The following is a 15,348-nucleotide window of genomic DNA, read 5'->3' on the forward strand; positions in this document are numbered from 1 at the left end:
TGAAAACAAATAGTGAATGCCAATTCCCATAAGTTTCTTTCATATAATATAGCAATATACAAAAATTTAACTCGCTGCTGATGCCCTAATAAACTTTTAGTAAAAACTATCATAATGAATTAGCTATGTAATATCTTGTTTACAAAATATTGAGAACACTTATTTATTTTATCAATAAAACCTTAATGTTCGTAAACTTAACTTGCTATCAATCCGCCAAACCCCTAGTATTTTGCTATGCATAATTTTATAAAGGTTAATGGTAGTTTCATGAAAATAATAAAAGCTTTATTGGTTGGTTTAGTTCTCAGTTCATCTTCCCCTCTTTTTGCAGAAGACAGCCCAACCAACCTTCCTTCTGGCTATATTTCAGACGATTTATTTATTTATATGCATTCAGGAGCGGGTAATAATTATCGAATTCTAGGCAGTATAAATTCGGGCACTGAAGTGAAAGTAACCGGTAAAAATGAAAATGATTACTCTGAAATCATTGATGATAAAAATAGAAATGTCTGGGTTGAAAGTAAGTACCTATCATTAAAACCCGGTTTACGTTTTGTTATTGCCGAGCTTAATGAAAAATTAGCCAATACCAGCAGCAATACTGACAGTATGTCAGAGGAACTTTCCCAAAGTAGAAATACTATTCAAAACCTTAGCAGTGAAAAAGCCCAACTTAACAACGAAATAAGCCAGCTTAATAAAACGCTGATAACGATACGAGCCAAGTTAAAAGACCAAGATACCAATATCAAAAAAGAATGGTTTTATAATGGCGCTATAGTATTAGTTATTGGCTTACTTTTAGGTTTAATTCTGCCAAGATTAACTTCTCGCCGCAAAGGCTCAATGGATAATTGGAAGTAACCCCTATTATGTTAGAAAAACTCGCGTATAATCACTGCGATTTTTAGATTACATGATGGCTTTTTTTGTGCACAAAACTAAATACTTATTTTTTATCGCTTTATTTATACTATTCTATACAAAACAGGCTAATGCCGATGGTGTTAGCCCTTACTTACCGTTAAAAACTGATGCTCTTATTGAACTTGAAATCGCGCGTTTAGCGACAATTTCTCGAATGCCAATGTTGAGTAAACCCTACCATATTGTCACGGTTGTAGATTATCTAAATAAAATTAAAGATTCTCATCCTGAGCTTTTTTATAGAGTTTCTGCTTACATAAAACGTTATAAAAAGCAGAGTGCGATCACTCATTTATCAACCACGCTTTCAACATCTAACAATAAAAACTTCACCATAGCTAATAATCGTGGTGTTGCCATGGACAGCACGGCCCAAGCAAGTGCTGCTGGATTTTATCAGTTCAATCAATATGCCATCGCAAATTTAGGGGGAACCATCGTCGATGGTAAGAATATTATTCCCCATAACAGCTACTTTTCATTGGGTTATGAATATGCTCAATTTGATATTGGCTACCGCGAACATTGGCTATCTCCCTCACAAGAAAGTGCATCATTACTGTCTACTAACGCTGCCCCAACTTTTTCTATTACCATGAGTAATGTAAAACCTATTACCTCTTGGCATGTTAAATACGAATTTTCATTAGGACAGTTAGAGGAAATGCAGGATATAAAATATAAGGGTTCTACATCATCAGGAAAACCATTATTAATGACTATGCATATGAGTTTTCAACCCTTTAGCTGGTGGACGATAGGAGCTAATAGAACCTTTCAATTTGGTGGTGGCGAAAGAAGCACTGGCCTAAGTGATATTTGGAATGCGATTATTGACCCCGTTAACTCAGATAACTGTGGATCAGGTTTAACAAGTTGTGCCAATTCTGATGAAGAAGTGGGTAATCAAATTGCTTCGTTAACCAATAAATTTGACTTGTCTTATCAAGGTTTCCCTTTTACCTTTTATATGGAATATGCTGGTGAGGATACCAAAGAACACAAGAACACTCAGTTAGGTAACATAAGTCAAACTTACGGGTTATTCTTTCCCTATATTAACAAGGATTTTTCATTGTATGCTGAGCACTCTAAATTTCATACTGCATGGTATGTTCACCATATTTACGATGAAGGTTACCGTAATGATAAAGTTGTAATGGGGCATTGGTGGGGTAATACCAAAGAGTTGAGAGATGGTTCAGCCGGGAATGCTTCGGTAATTCGACTAAACTGGGACTTTGCGCCCCAGTATCATTTACAAACACTATTTCGAACCGCTACTATAGATTCTTCGACGCAAGATAAGTACTCTAGAGCCCAAGAGATAGAATTAAGTTTAAAACAAGTATATAAAAATGGATTTATTAATTATTCGTTAACAGCTGGTAGTGATATTTATGGAGAGTCTTTCTACCGTGCGACTTTAGGTTATAACTGGTAATTTATGAATGTTTTTTTTGATATTCAACACCTGTATTATTTACCACAATATTTACCGGTAAAAGATGTACTTGAAAAAAATTCAGTGTCTTGCCACTTTATTTTATACAATCAAAAACAGCTGCAAGATATATTAATAAATTATGTTGAAAATGAAAAATTAAACTACACCCTTGTAAATAATTCAAATGAAGCAAAAGAATTTTATTCCAATAAAAAACCTGACTGGATAATTTTTGGTAATGCGTTTCATCATCTAGAAAATGTTCATCAATGTTCTAAAACAGCTATGATGAATCACGGGGTTGGTCCAAAGTCATGTTATTATGATTGGTCAGATTGTGACATTCAGCATCGATTTGTCGAAGGGAAACACCGATTGAATCGTTTAAAAGAACGATTTCCCTCTAAAAGCTTTATTGATACGGGTTATGCAAAATTAGACCCTATCATTAATAACGAATCTTCTAGTTTAGACTTAAAACAGTTAGGTTTAGATCCAGAAAAAGAAACGATATTATATGCACCGACCTATTACCCAAGTAGTATTGAATGTTTACCTCATAATTTTCCTGAACTTTTAGAAGAATATAACCTTATAATTAAACCTCATTATTTTTCCTTAATTAAAGAGAAATACAAGAATCATCAAACGATTTTTGAATCTTGGTCTCAGTACAATAACGTATATATCTCTTCTGTAGAGGAAGCCTGTATTATCCCTTTTATGAATACCGCAAGCTTGTTAATCAGCGATACATCTTCTACTTTGTTTGAATTTACTGCGCTTAATAAACCCGCTATTTGGTGTGATTTTTTTAAAGTGCGTTGGAGCTACAGAGGTATATTCAAGTGGCGTTTAAATAATCGTCTTGATGATGATTTGAAATACTTTGCAAAAGTTGCCCAACAAGTAATCAATACTGAGCAATTAGTTCAGCAAGTTAAAATTCAACTCAAGAGCCCTCAATTAAAAGAAATGCAGAGGCTTGAATTAACTGAACTTCTTATTGGTAAAGTTGATGGTAATTGTAGTAAGCGAATTGCGGATTATTTGATAAATCATACTGATTAATAAACATTTACTCTGTAGGTTGTACATGTAAAGCTATATAATATTTTTTTACTAAGTTAGGTTAATAATATGAGTTCTGTAGTTTACGTTTCTGGTACTTTCGACTTGTTTCATCGCAATCATCTGAAAATGATTGAATATGGGGCAGGTTTGGGCGACACACTAATTGTAGGCGTGAGTACTGATGAATTAGTATGCAGCTACAAAAACCCTCCCGCAATACCTTTTGAAGAACGCATAGCAATTGTTAGTGCCTTAAAATACCCTGATGTCGTTATCCCACAAAGATCTTTAGAACATACTGACAGAGTAAAAGATCTTAACATTGATATATTTGTTATCGGTGATGACTGGAAAGGAAAATATGACTACCTCAGAGATCTTGGAGTTAAAGTATTCTATTTCCCCTATGGCTCCGGTGTCAGTAGTTCAAATTTAAAAGCTCAAATTGTTGATCAATATAAAGAATTAATAACAAATGCCGACAAACATATCAATCCAGACGTGAAAGCGTAATGAAATCTATATTAATTACCGGTGGTGCGGGTGACTGGGCACAAAGCTTTTATCAACAGTTCAAAAATGCCTTCAAAATCTCTACACCAAGTAGAACTGAATTAGATATAAGTAATGAGTTGAGCGTCAACGATTATTTTAAGAGCCATTCATTTGATATTGTTATAAACAATGCTGGCACAATCCATCCAAAAAGAATATTAGAGAGCGACACACATCTTTGGATTAATGATATTCAAGTCAATTTAATTGGCACTTACCTTACCGCTAAAGCGGCATTAACCAAAAACCCTGATACAGTTATCATTAATATATCATCAACGGCTGCGTTTAATGCCTACCCTGATTGGTCATCTTATTGTGCTTCAAAAGCAGGTGTTGTTACCCTATCTAAATGTTTAGCTAAAGATGGTTTTAATTCTTATTGTTTGTGTCCTGGAGCAATAATGACAAAATTCAGAGACAAATTCGACTTACCCAACGACAATGTTTTAACATGCGAAGATCTTTCAAAACATGTATTAGATATCATTGATGAAAAATACACATCAGGTGATATTTTGTTTGTCCGTAAAGGTGAGTTCATCTTAAATCCGAGTTAATTTATATCAATGAAAGCATCTAAATACCTTTTCTATATCTCACAAAATTATTCTTTTGAAATTTTGCGACCTTTACAGCAAGAAATACTAAGCCAAGGCAGCCAAGTTGCGTGGTTTGTTGCCGGTAGTGATGTTAATCTGAGTAACTTTGCTGCCGATGAAGTGGTGCTTAACAGTGTTGCTGATGTGATTAGTTTTAACCCTGTCGCTAGCTTTGTGCCGGGTAATATCATCCCACGATTTATTCCCGGTATTAAAGTACAAGTTTTCCATGGTTTAGAGTGGAAGAAGAAAGGTCACTTTGTTATTAGAGACTGCTTTGATCTCTATTGCACTCATGGGGCAGCGACCACCAATCACTTTAATGAATTAGCTAACCAACATAAGTTTTTCGATGTTAAAGAAACAGGCTGGCCAAAATTAGATAATTTATTTAATACCCCCAAAGAGCAATATTTTAGTAATAACCGGCCAACAATCCTCTTTGCGCCCACTTTTTCACCCACGTTGACTTGCGCACCTTTTTTATATGAAGAAATTACCGCTTTAGTGCATGATAAAAAATATAATTGGCTGATTAAGTTTCACCCAAAAATGGATACAAAGTGGTTAGAGCTTTATGCTCAACTCTCTTCAGAAAACCTGAAAATAATAACATCGTCAAATATAAATAGTTTATTGCAGTCGGCTGATATTATGGTGTCGGATACTTCATCAGTTATCGGGGAGTTTGCTTTACTAGGTAAGCCAGTTATCGCGTTCAATAATAGCCAACCGGGTGATTACTTAATTAACTTTACCGATGCCAAAGAATTACCCCACGCATTAACTGTTGCATTATCGCCTTCAGAAGCACTTATATTGGCGATAAATCGTTATGCCCAGGAGTTGCATCCTTATCGCGATGGTAAGTCGTCATCTCGGATATTAGAGGCTGTAGAAGATATTACACTCAATGGCAAACAGGCAATAAAAACACTACCGCGCAATATCATCAGAAACTTAAAGCAACGCAAAATCCTTAATTATTGGAAGTTTTGAACGCCTTATATTCATTAGCGCCATCATTATACTTTTTAAATATTAATAATTAATTGACATTATTTGAGTAAATACGCTATTAATAGATGACTGTTTGCTCTAGCGAGCTAAACTAACTTAATAAGACGACTTTAATGACAACGACCATCACCATAAAAGACATTATTCGCATTAACCTCCTCCTCACATTATCAATGCGCGGATAGGTTTTTTATTGTTGTAAATTAAAGATAAACATTAAAACCCGCGCACATTACCGCGGGTTTTTTTATACCCGCATTTTATGTAAGTAGCCAATACCCTAAGCACAATAAATATTAAGGAATAAACATGGACAGCAAGGTCATTATTTTCGACACCACCTTACGTGACGGAGAGCAGGCACTAAATGCAAGCCTTTCAGTGCATGAAAAGTTACAAATTGCGCTAGCTATTGAACGCTTAGGGGTAGATGTAATGGAAGTTGGCTTCCCTGTTTCTTCGCCAGGCGATTTTAAGTCAGTGCAACAAATTGCCCGCACGATTAAAAATTCCCGAGTTTGTGCTTTAGCTCGAGCTGTTGAAGGTGATATTCAAGCCTGTGCCGATGCGTTAAAAGTCGCTGACCAATTCCGTATTCATACGTTTATTTCAACGTCAGATGTTCATGTTCAACAAAAATTGAAGAAAGATTTTGCCGATGTTGAAGCAATGGCAATCCATGCCATTAAATTTGCCCGAAAATTTACTGATGATGTCGAGTTTTCTTGTGAAGATGCTGGCCGTACCCCTATCGACAATTTATGTCGCATGGTTGAAAACGCCATAAAAGCCGGTGCCACCACCATTAATATTCCTGATACGGTTGGCTATACCTTACCCAATGAATTTGGCGGCATTATTACCCAATTATTTAATCGTGTACCTAATATTGACCAAGCGGTAATTTCGGTGCATTGCCATAACGATTTAGGTTTAGCCGTTGCAAACTCAATGACTGCGGTACAAGCAGGCGCTAGACAAATTGAATGTACCATTAATGGTATTGGTGAACGCGCCGGTAATTGTTCATTAGAAGAAGTCGCGATGATCATGAAAACCCGCCATGACTTCTTAAATGTACACACCAATATTAACCATCAAGAAATTGCTCGTACTTCAAAGTTAGTCAGCGAATTATGTAATATGCCCGTGCAATTAAACAAAGCGATTGTTGGCGGTAACGCTTTTAGTCATTCGTCAGGTATACACCAAGACGGCATGTTAAAAGCCAGTAATACTTATGAGATCATGACCCCAGAAAGTGTCGGCATCAGTAAAACAAAATTAAACTTAACCTCACGCAGTGGTCGTCACGTTATTAAGCACCGCATGGCAAGTTTAGGTTATACCGAAGCTGAGTTTGACTTAGAAGAGTTATACAGTGACTTTTTGGCGTTAGCCGATAAAAAAGGTCAAGTCTTTGATGATGATTTAGAAGCATTGCACTTTAATATTCAACAACAAGGTGAAGAGCAAGAATTTTATCATCTAGAAACATTAAACGTGCAGTGTGGCGGCGGAGAGTTTTCCACGTCAAGTATTAAATTATTAGCTGGCAAAGAAAGCCATATTGTTTCTGAAACGGGTAATGGCCCGGTTGACTCATTATATAGAGCGATTAAAAAAGCGGTTGATATTGACTTTGAGGTCGCTGATTACAAAATATCAAATAAAGGTGAAGGTGAAGACGGTTTAGGTAAAGCTGATTTAGTGGTTACCTGGCAAGATAGAAAATTTCATGGCTACGGCTTAGCGACCGATGTTATCGACGCTTCAGCAAAAGCCTTGATACACGCACTGAATAGTATTCATCGCGCTATTACCATTAATGAAATAAAAAGCGAACTAAAAAACGACGTTCAAGCTTCATTATAGTAAATTCAAACATATAAGATTGACTAAAGGTATAAAAGACATGTCGAACATAGCAATATTAGCCGGTGATGGCATCGGACCAGAAGTAATGGTTGAAGCTAAAAAAGTATTAAGTACCATCGCAACAATATTTGATATAAAAATATCGACACAAGATTACGCTATAGGCGGTGCTGCTATTGATAGCCACGGTCACGCCCTTCCCGATGAAACCATGAAAGGTTGTGAACAAGCCGATGCTATTTTATTTGGCTCGGTTGGCGGTCCAAAATGGGCTAACTTACCTCCTACACAGCAACCTGAACGTTGTGCATTATTAGGATTGCGTAGCCGTTTTGATTTATTTTGTAATATGCGACCGGCGACCTTACAACCGGCTTTATCATCATTATCGACATTGCGCAGTGATATTTCACAGCAAGGCTTCGACGTACTGGTTATTCGCGAGTTAACCGGCGACATCTACTTTGGTGAGCCAAAAGGACGTCGCGGTGAAGGTGAAGAAGAAACTGGCTTTGACTCGATGTTTTATTCTCGTCGAGAAGTTAAGCGTATTGCTCACTTGGCGTTTCAAGCAGCGCAAAAACGTAACAATAAGGTAACGTCTGTTGATAAGGCCAATGTTTTAGCGACCAGTCAATTATGGCGCCAAGTGGTTGAAGAAGTCGCGAGTGAATACCCCGATGTTGCCTTAAAGCATTTATATGTAGATAACGCCGCCATGCAACTTGTTCGCGATCCCAACCAATTTGACGTTTTGTTATGCCCTAATTTATTTGGCGATATTCTTTCGGATATCTGTGCAATGATAACTGGCTCTATGGGGTTATTACCTTCGGCAAGTTTAAATAGCGATGGTTTTGGTATGTATGAACCTGCCGGTGGTAGTGCACCTGACATTGCCGGAAAAGGTATCGCTAACCCTATCGCTCAAATTTTATCAGCAGCATTAATGCTACGTTACAGCTTAAATGAAAGTGCAGCGGCACAAGCGATTGAAGATGCCGTAGCAAGCGCATTAGACAATGGCGTGCTAACAGCTGATTTACTGCCAGCAAACCAAAGACATCAGGCAAAAAACACCACTGAAGTGGGTGATTATATTTGCCAACAAATTATTGCGCGACAAAATAGTGCTAATCAAAAAATAACAGAGGCATAACCGATGAGTCCTAAAAAATCTGCAACCACCTTATATGAAAAATTATGGCAACAGCATGTTGTTGAAGAAAAAGCCGGTGAAACACCTTTGCTTTATGTTGACCGTCATTTGATCCACGAAGTTACCTCACCACAAGCGTTTGCTAACTTAAAGTTTAATAACCGCCCTGTTCGTCATCCTGAGCGTACGATTGCCACGATGGATCACAACATATCAACCCGCTCAATAGAAATTGATGCTGCGGGTGAAGGCGCAGCCAATCAATTAAGAACATTAGAAAAAAACTGTAAAGAGTTTGGTATTGAACTATTTGGTATGGGTCATAAAAATCAAGGTATTGTTCATGTTATTGGGCCAGAACTTGGCTTAACATTACCGGGTACAACAATTGTCTGTGGTGATTCTCATACCGCAACCCATGGCGCATTTGGCGCATTAGCCTTTGGGATTGGTACTTCAGAAGTTGAACACGTTTTTGCCACGCAAACCTTACGCCAAACAAAAGCAAAAACCATGAAGATTGAAGTTAATGGTCAAGTAGGCGCTGGAATTAGCGCAAAAGATATTATTTTAGCGATTATTGGCAAAACAGGTAGTGCGGGGGCGACCGGTTATGTCGTTGAATATTGCGGTAGTGCTATCGAAGCACTGAGCATGGAAGAACGCATGACCGTTTGTAACATGAGCATTGAATTTGGCGCGAAAGCGGGCTTAATCGCTCCTGATAAAACCACCTTCGATTATCTAATAGGTAAAGAATATGCGCCAAAGGGCGACGTATGGCTTGAAGCGATAAATGATTGGAAAACCTTCAAAACTGATGAAGGCGCTGAGTTTGACACGATATTAACCCTTAAAGCCGAAGAGATTAAAGCGCAAATAACCTGGGGAACCACACCAGGACAGGTTACTTCAGTCGATAGCGTAGTGCCTTCGCCCGATGACTTTACCGACCAAGTAGAGAAAGACTCATGTGCGGCCGCCTTAACCTACATGGGTTTAACGGCGGGTACAAAAATTACAGATATTACCATTAACAAAGTCTTTATTGGTTCGTGTACAAATTCACGTATCGAAGATTTACGCGCAGCCGCAAGTGTTGTTGCAAGCTATCAAGCACAGGGAAAATCAGTCTCTGCAAATGTTGATGCCATCGTTGTTCCCGGTTCATATCGCGTAAAAGCGCAAGCAGAAGCGGAAGGTTTAGACAAAATATTTAGTAATGCCGGCTTTGAATGGCGTTTACCCGGTTGTTCAATGTGCTTAGGCATGAACGATGATGTGCTAACAGAAGGTGACCGCTGTGCTTCAACCAGTAATCGTAACTTTGAAGGCCGACAAGGCCGTGGCAGCCGAACGCACTTAGTGAGCCCAGAGCTAGCTGCTGCTTCTGCAATTACCGGTCATTTTGTTGACTTGAATTCACAAGGAATATAATCATGGAAAAATTCACAACACATACGGGGTTAGTTGTTCCTTTAGATGCAGCAAACGTAGATACCGATCAGATAATCCCAAAACAGTTTTTACAAAAAACAGAGCGAGTAGGCTTTGGACAGCATTTATTTCATGACTGGCGCTATCTAGACGTATCAGGGAAAGTAAATAACCCTGAATTCATTTTGAACAAACCTCAGTACCAAGGTGCGAGCATTCTACTAACCCGTGAAAATTTTGGCTGTGGTTCAAGTCGAGAACATGCACCATGGGCATTAGAGGAATACGGTTTCAAAGCCATCATTTCACCAAGTTTTGCGGATATCTTTTATGGTAACTGTATTAACATTGGTTTACTGCCAATAAAGCTCAGTAATGAAGAAATTGACACGTTATTTAAAATGAGCAGCCAAGAAAACCTCGCGTTAACCGTCGACTTAACCAATAACACAATCACTTGTGGCGAATTAAGTTTCACGTTTAGTTTAGATAAGTTTCATCAATATTGTTTAGAACAAGGCATCGACAGTGTTGGCTGGACATTAAACAAGCTAGACACGATAAAAGCTTTTGAAGCAAAAATGCCAAGCTGGCAATAAGTAAAGTATAACCTGCTAGAGCCTCATCTGCTCTTTACCCATAAAAAGTAGATGACGCTTTATTTTTTCCCCCATCAATTGCACTAATGACTAAAATTAATCTAAAGTAATGTCTAGTAATACGTTATTATCAGTTAATGATTATAGCTTTGTAACTAGCCGACCAACAATATGTCCAAAATAACAACAAATGATATCACCAAAATTATTTCTATCGATCAGCTAAAACCTGGCATGTATGTAAAATCATTTACCGATAACAATCATCTTTCTATCAAATCTGAAGGTTATATTTCGTGTCTTGAAAGTATTACTCAATTACGTAAGGCTAATATTATTCAGCTCGTTATTGTGCCTGATAAAGAGAAGCAAACCGTTAATGTTGAAAAAGTTTTTGCTGATATTAAATCCAAGCAACTGATTAAACTAAAAAGTAATTCGCTGGAAAAGTTAGCTATATCATTTGACAGTGAAATGAAAAAAGCCAACGACTTGTATAAAAACGCAAAATTACTGCAAGAAAAAATTCTCTCGCAAATTAGACAAAAAAAATCAATTCACATTTCAGAGGTCGAAGAATCAGCTAACGCTATGGTTGACTCTATTTTTCGAAATCAAGATGCCCTAACCTGCATGTCCCGTTTTCAAACTAAAGACTCCTATCTTATTGAACACTCGCTCAATGTTTCAATTTTAATGGCTGTTTTTGCTAAACATTTAGGCTTTGATAAACGTTTGATTCAAGAAATAGCACTCGGTGCATTTTTGCATGATATTGGTAAGATATTATTACCTCAGGATATTTTAAATAAAAAAGGTACTTTAACCGCTAGAGAGCAAAGTATTATTCGCAGTCACGTTGCACTTGGCTTGAAGATATTAGAAAACAGTCCTAGCATTTCTCATGTCGCGATGACTATGATACAAGAGCATCATGAACGTTTAGATGGTTCTGGTTATCCTCATAACCTTAAGCGAGATGACATATCAAAATATGGTAAAATGCTTGCTATCATCGACAGCTATGACGCCATGACGTGTGATCGCCCATATAAAAAGAGTATTCACCCTATTAATGCTTTTAAGAAACTCATTACAGAGTCCCCCAAATATTATGACGAAGAATTAGTTGAAAGCTTCATTCAGTGTATGGGCGTTTATCCAGTAGGTACCTTAGTCAAACTTAACAGTGGTCAATTAGGGCTAATTAGCCGTTTAAATAAACAAAAACCCTTACACCCTTACGTACGCGTTTTTTATAATATACGCCTCAATCAAGCGATACCGATTAAAGAAGTTAACTTGAGTGAATCAAAATATAAAGATCAAATTGACTGCTGTATTCGACCTGAAGAATTTAACCTTAATTTATTAGGTTTTTTCAAAACCGCCTTTATCGACTAACGTTTAGCGCTTGCCGATAAACATTAGTCAGACAACTTAACACAATGATATTACCAAGAAGAAAGCGCCGGCAAGCTAAACTGCTGGCCTTTAAACGTTAAAATAACTTTCTGACTGTAAATATGATTTAACACTAATTTCTCAGAAATAGTGTCGCCTTCATAGCGATCTCTGCCATTAACGTTTACCCAGCTTTCACCTTCACTGGTATAAATATGTTGTTGAAAATTTAATGAAGGTAACTCACTTTGCACCCAAGCAGGCATATCAGATAATGTCGGTGCATTAACCTCAGGTTCGACAGCTTGGTTTACGCTATTTTTGAATTGAGGGTCTTGCTCGGTATCATCTATTGCGCTTTGAAAAAGCGCCAGCAAATCATCAGAAACACCGTCAACCGATCTCACAGAAAGCTTTTCTTTAACCTTGTTTATCGCTTTATCTTCAGCTAATTGACTCTCTGCTAATTGACTCTCTGCTAATGTAGATAGTTGCTCTGAAGAACTCTTGTCCGACATAAGCACGTTTACTGTGTTATCGGCTGTTACGATAAGCTGCTCAACAACACGTTTTTTGTCACCATCATTTTCTATTTCAAACACTTTAGAGGAGTTGTCTGTTGTTACTTCAACTAAATTTTCGTCTGGTGTTTTTTTATTGTTAGTCGCTAAACTTTCATTAGCCGCAATAATAAGCGCTGGAGCGCTAGTGTCACTTATAAGGTTATTAACCAAAGGCTCAGTAATATTGAGCGCCGACGTTTCGTTAATATCTTCACCAAAAAATTGACCTAGGAAATACGAGCTACTGACAATAACCGCTAACACTGTAAATGCGGCTAGCGCCTTAACCGCTTTGTGTTGCCACCAATAGGTTGCTTGATATTCATCGCCTAATGCTTCTTGTGCAGATAACAAAACAATTTTTTGAGTCACCAAAGCATTATTACTACAATAGGCGTTGGTCAGTGAACGCTCACATAATAAATTAATTACACGCGGTATACCTTGTGAAATGCGATGAATTTCAGCCACTGCGGCACGTTCAAATAACATACGTTCACATTGTGCTACTGACAAGCGGTGTTGAATATAATGCCCTACTTCGCCCTTAGTTAACGGCAGCAAATGATAGCGAGCAGTAATGCGTTGTGCCAATTGTCGCAAGTCTCGACGTTGCAACAATTGTTTTAATTCAGGCTGACCAATTAAAATGACCTGTAGTAATTTTTTAGTATCTGTTTCTAAGTTTGTTAATAAACGTAACTGCTCTAAAACTTCTGGCGCCAAATGTTGCGCTTCATCAATAATTAATAACGTATTTAGGTTAGCTTGGTGATTTTTATTGAGTTTTTCATATATTTTATCGGTGAGTGTTTTTAACGTTGCCCCCGTCTTTCGGTAACGAATCTTTAGCTCGTCACAAATAGTAGCCAGTAGCTCTTGGCTTGATAATGTTGGATTAAGAATAAAAGCCGCTTGCGTATTTTCGGGTAACTGCTCCATTAAGCGCCGACTGATTGTGGTTTTTCCGGTGCCGACTTCACCCGTTAACAGTGCAAAGCCTCCTGTTTCACCCAAGCCATAACTTAAATGAGCCAAGGCCTCTTTATGGCGTTCACTCATAAATAAAAAGCGAGGATTAGGTGCGATTGAAAAAGGGCTTTCTTTTAAACCAAAATAACCTTTATACATAATAGATTTAAGTAATTTTTAAAGTCAATAAACTGTCATAGAAACTACCCTGTAGTCCAGCATAAGTCAAAACTAGCAGGTAAATAATTTATATAAATATGCTAAGCTTTCTGAAAATATGTCAGCTTTAATAAATAAAGAGTAATAATGATCAACAATGACCTTTCAGTACTTAACCGCTATTTAGTCGGCGGTGCCGTTCGCGACAAACTTTTAGGACACAAGGTCTATGATCATGATTATGTCGTTGTTGGCGCAACCATTGAACAGATGCTGACATTAGGCTTTACGCAAGTAGGTAAAGACTTCCCAGTATTTCTGCATCCCAAGACTAAAGAAGAGTATGCCTTAGCAAGAACTGAACGTAAGCAAGGCCATGGTTATACCGGTTTTATTTGCGATGCCAGTAGCGCGGTTACCCTTGAAGAGGATTTACTTCGTCGCGATCTCACTATTAATGCAATGGCGATGCATTTTAACGATAGCGCTGAAAGCACCACTATTATTGACCCTTATAATGGCCAAGTTGATTTAAAAAACCGCATACTGCGACATGTTTCATTAGCTTTTGTTGAAGACCCGCTTCGTGTCTTACGGGTAGCTCGATTTACTGCCCGTTATCATGATTATGGTTTTACCATTGCTGGCGAAACAGTAGACTTGATGACTAAAATCAGTGAAAGCGGAGAATTAGCGACACTGTCAGGTGAACGTATTTGGCAAGAAATGCAGCGGAGTTTGACTGAAAATAACCCCGAAGTATTTTTTCAAGTGTTACGTGAATGTGGTGCGTTAGCGAAAATATGGCCTGAACTTAACTCGCTATGGGGGATCCCTAACCCAGAAAAATGGCACCCAGAAATTTGCTCGGGTATTCATACTATGATGGTACTGCAACAAGCGGTAAAGCTCTCCCCTAAAACATCTGTACGGTTCGCAGCACTTTGTCATGACTTGGGTAAGTCTTTAACCTTAGCAGAAAATTGGCCCAGCCACCGAGGTCATGAAACCTCAGGTTTAGCATTAGTTGACAAAATATGTGAGCAATTAAAAGTGCCTAAAGATCACAAAATTTTAGCGCGTAAAGTCTGTGAATTTCATTTACATTGCCATAAAGCATTCGAATTAAAAGCCCACACGCTAGTTAAGTTATTTAATAGTTTAGATGTATGGCGCAAGCCTGAAGAGTTTACTGATTTCTTGACTGTCTGTACGGCTGATTTTCGCGGTCGATTGTACAATGAGAACAGAGCCTATCCACAAGTAGATTACTTACGTGGTGCTTTTGAAGCCGCCTTAACGGTAACCGCTAAAGAGTTTATCGAACAAGGAATACGAGGTGCAGATATTAAAGAAGCCATAAATAAAAAACGCATTGAGTTTGTTCAGCGCTTTAAATTAGGCCATGAACAGACTAACAATCCTTAACCTTTGGCTGAAAAATAAAAAAACATTCAAGTACAAAGTAAATCTGCCTGGCCCGCACGGTAATTTAACTTCGCGGTGAGCACGTTACTATTCTCGACCAAGTTATGATGCTCGATAG

At 37.8% G+C, this 15,348-nt stretch carries 13 protein-coding genes; 12 read left to right on the forward strand and 1 reads right to left on the reverse strand.

Annotated features, from left to right (window positions below):
- Positions 1–270: 270 nt before the first annotated feature.
- From H4J66_RS16760 to H4J66_RS16810, 11 genes are all read left to right on the forward strand, one after another.
- Positions 271–870, forward strand: a complete 600-nt coding sequence (locus H4J66_RS16760; RefSeq protein ID WP_070374591.1) for a TIGR04211 family SH3 domain-containing protein — start codon at positions 271–273, stop codon at positions 868–870.
- Between the two features lie 67 nt (positions 871–937).
- Positions 938–2,377, forward strand: coding sequence for a capsule assembly Wzi family protein (locus tag H4J66_RS16765; protein WP_182176105.1), 1,440 nt, complete (start codon positions 938–940; stop codon positions 2,375–2,377).
- Positions 2,378–2,380: 3 nt separating this feature from the next.
- Positions 2,381–3,451, forward strand: coding sequence for a CDP-glycerol glycerophosphotransferase family protein (locus tag H4J66_RS16770; protein WP_182176106.1), 1,071 nt, complete (start codon positions 2,381–2,383; stop codon positions 3,449–3,451).
- A gap of 69 nt (positions 3,452–3,520) precedes the next feature.
- The gene (locus H4J66_RS16775; protein ID WP_182176107.1) at positions 3,521–3,967 is read left to right on the forward strand and encodes an adenylyltransferase/cytidyltransferase family protein; all 447 of its coding nucleotides are present in this window, start codon (positions 3,521–3,523) and stop codon (positions 3,965–3,967) included.
- A complete protein-coding gene (locus tag H4J66_RS16780) occupies positions 3,967–4,569 on the forward strand; it encodes an SDR family oxidoreductase (RefSeq protein WP_182176108.1) in 603 nt (200 codons plus the stop codon). The genes H4J66_RS16775 and H4J66_RS16780 overlap by 1 nt, the downstream gene beginning before the upstream one ends.
- 9 nt (positions 4,570–4,578) lie before the next feature.
- Positions 4,579–5,610, forward strand: coding sequence for a CDP-glycerol glycerophosphotransferase family protein (locus tag H4J66_RS16785; RefSeq protein WP_182176109.1), 1,032 nt, complete (start codon positions 4,579–4,581; stop codon positions 5,608–5,610).
- A 330-nt stretch (positions 5,611–5,940) separates the two neighbouring features.
- Entirely contained in the window at positions 5,941–7,506 is a 1,566-nt protein-coding gene (leuA, locus tag H4J66_RS16790; protein WP_070374596.1) for a 2-isopropylmalate synthase, read from the forward strand.
- 40 nt (positions 7,507–7,546) lie between these two features.
- The gene (leuB, locus tag H4J66_RS16795; protein WP_182176110.1) at positions 7,547–8,668 is read left to right on the forward strand and encodes a 3-isopropylmalate dehydrogenase; all 1,122 of its coding nucleotides are present in this window, start codon (positions 7,547–7,549) and stop codon (positions 8,666–8,668) included.
- Positions 8,669–8,671: 3 nt separating this feature from the next.
- Positions 8,672–10,105 (forward strand): 3-isopropylmalate dehydratase large subunit, encoded by a 1,434-nt coding sequence (leuC, locus tag H4J66_RS16800; protein WP_182176111.1) that lies wholly within the window; start codon positions 8,672–8,674, stop codon positions 10,103–10,105.
- 2 nt (positions 10,106–10,107) lie between these two features.
- Complete coding sequence (gene leuD / locus H4J66_RS16805) at positions 10,108–10,704, forward strand: 3-isopropylmalate dehydratase small subunit (RefSeq protein ID WP_182176112.1); 597 nt, start codon at positions 10,108–10,110, stop codon at positions 10,702–10,704.
- Between the two features lie 171 nt (positions 10,705–10,875).
- Positions 10,876–12,108, forward strand: coding sequence for an HD-GYP domain-containing protein (locus H4J66_RS16810; protein ID WP_182176113.1), 1,233 nt, complete (start codon positions 10,876–10,878; stop codon positions 12,106–12,108).
- A 50-nt stretch (positions 12,109–12,158) separates the two neighbouring features.
- On the opposite strand, the gene H4J66_RS16815 is transcribed toward H4J66_RS16810, so the two are convergent.
- Positions 12,159–13,802: an AAA family ATPase gene (locus H4J66_RS16815; RefSeq protein WP_182176114.1), complete on the reverse strand. Its 1,644-nt coding sequence runs from the start codon at positions 13,800–13,802 to the stop codon at positions 12,159–12,161.
- 147 nt (positions 13,803–13,949) lie between these two features.
- On the opposite strand from H4J66_RS16815, the gene H4J66_RS16820 reads away from it, so the two are divergent.
- Positions 13,950–15,230, forward strand: a complete 1,281-nt coding sequence (locus H4J66_RS16820; protein ID WP_182176115.1) for a multifunctional CCA addition/repair protein — start codon at positions 13,950–13,952, stop codon at positions 15,228–15,230.
- Positions 15,231–15,348: the final 118 nt, after the last annotated feature.

This window comes from Colwellia sp. MB3u-55 (assembly GCF_014076785.1).
In the GTDB taxonomy this organism is placed as follows: Bacteria; Pseudomonadota; Gammaproteobacteria; order Enterobacterales; family Alteromonadaceae; genus Colwellia_A.

Bases quoted from the DNA above. Each gene is read 5' to 3' on its own strand.
- leuB (WP_182176110.1), top strand. From the start codon at position 7,547: ATGTCGAACATAGCAATATTAGCCGGTGATGGCATCGGACCAGAAGTA.
- H4J66_RS16770 (WP_182176106.1), top strand. From the start codon at position 2,381: ATGAATGTTTTTTTTGATATTCAACACCTGTATTATTTACCACAATAT.
- leuD (WP_182176112.1), top strand. From the start codon at position 10,108: ATGGAAAAATTCACAACACATACGGGGTTAGTTGTTCCTTTAGATGCA.
- H4J66_RS16820 (WP_182176115.1), top strand. From the start codon at position 13,950: ATGATCAACAATGACCTTTCAGTACTTAACCGCTATTTAGTCGGCGGT.
- H4J66_RS16775 (WP_182176107.1), top strand. From the start codon at position 3,521: ATGAGTTCTGTAGTTTACGTTTCTGGTACTTTCGACTTGTTTCATCGC.
- H4J66_RS16760 (WP_070374591.1), top strand. From the start codon at position 271: ATGAAAATAATAAAAGCTTTATTGGTTGGTTTAGTTCTCAGTTCATCT.
- H4J66_RS16785 (WP_182176109.1), top strand. From the start codon at position 4,579: ATGAAAGCATCTAAATACCTTTTCTATATCTCACAAAATTATTCTTTT.
- H4J66_RS16815 (WP_182176114.1), bottom strand. From the start codon at position 13,802: ATGTATAAAGGTTATTTTGGTTTAAAAGAAAGCCCTTTTTCAATCGCA.
- leuA (WP_070374596.1), top strand. From the start codon at position 5,941: ATGGACAGCAAGGTCATTATTTTCGACACCACCTTACGTGACGGAGAG.
- H4J66_RS16780 (WP_182176108.1), top strand. From the start codon at position 3,967: ATGAAATCTATATTAATTACCGGTGGTGCGGGTGACTGGGCACAAAGC.
- H4J66_RS16810 (WP_182176113.1), top strand. From the start codon at position 10,876: ATGTCCAAAATAACAACAAATGATATCACCAAAATTATTTCTATCGAT.
- leuC (WP_182176111.1), top strand. From the start codon at position 8,672: ATGAGTCCTAAAAAATCTGCAACCACCTTATATGAAAAATTATGGCAA.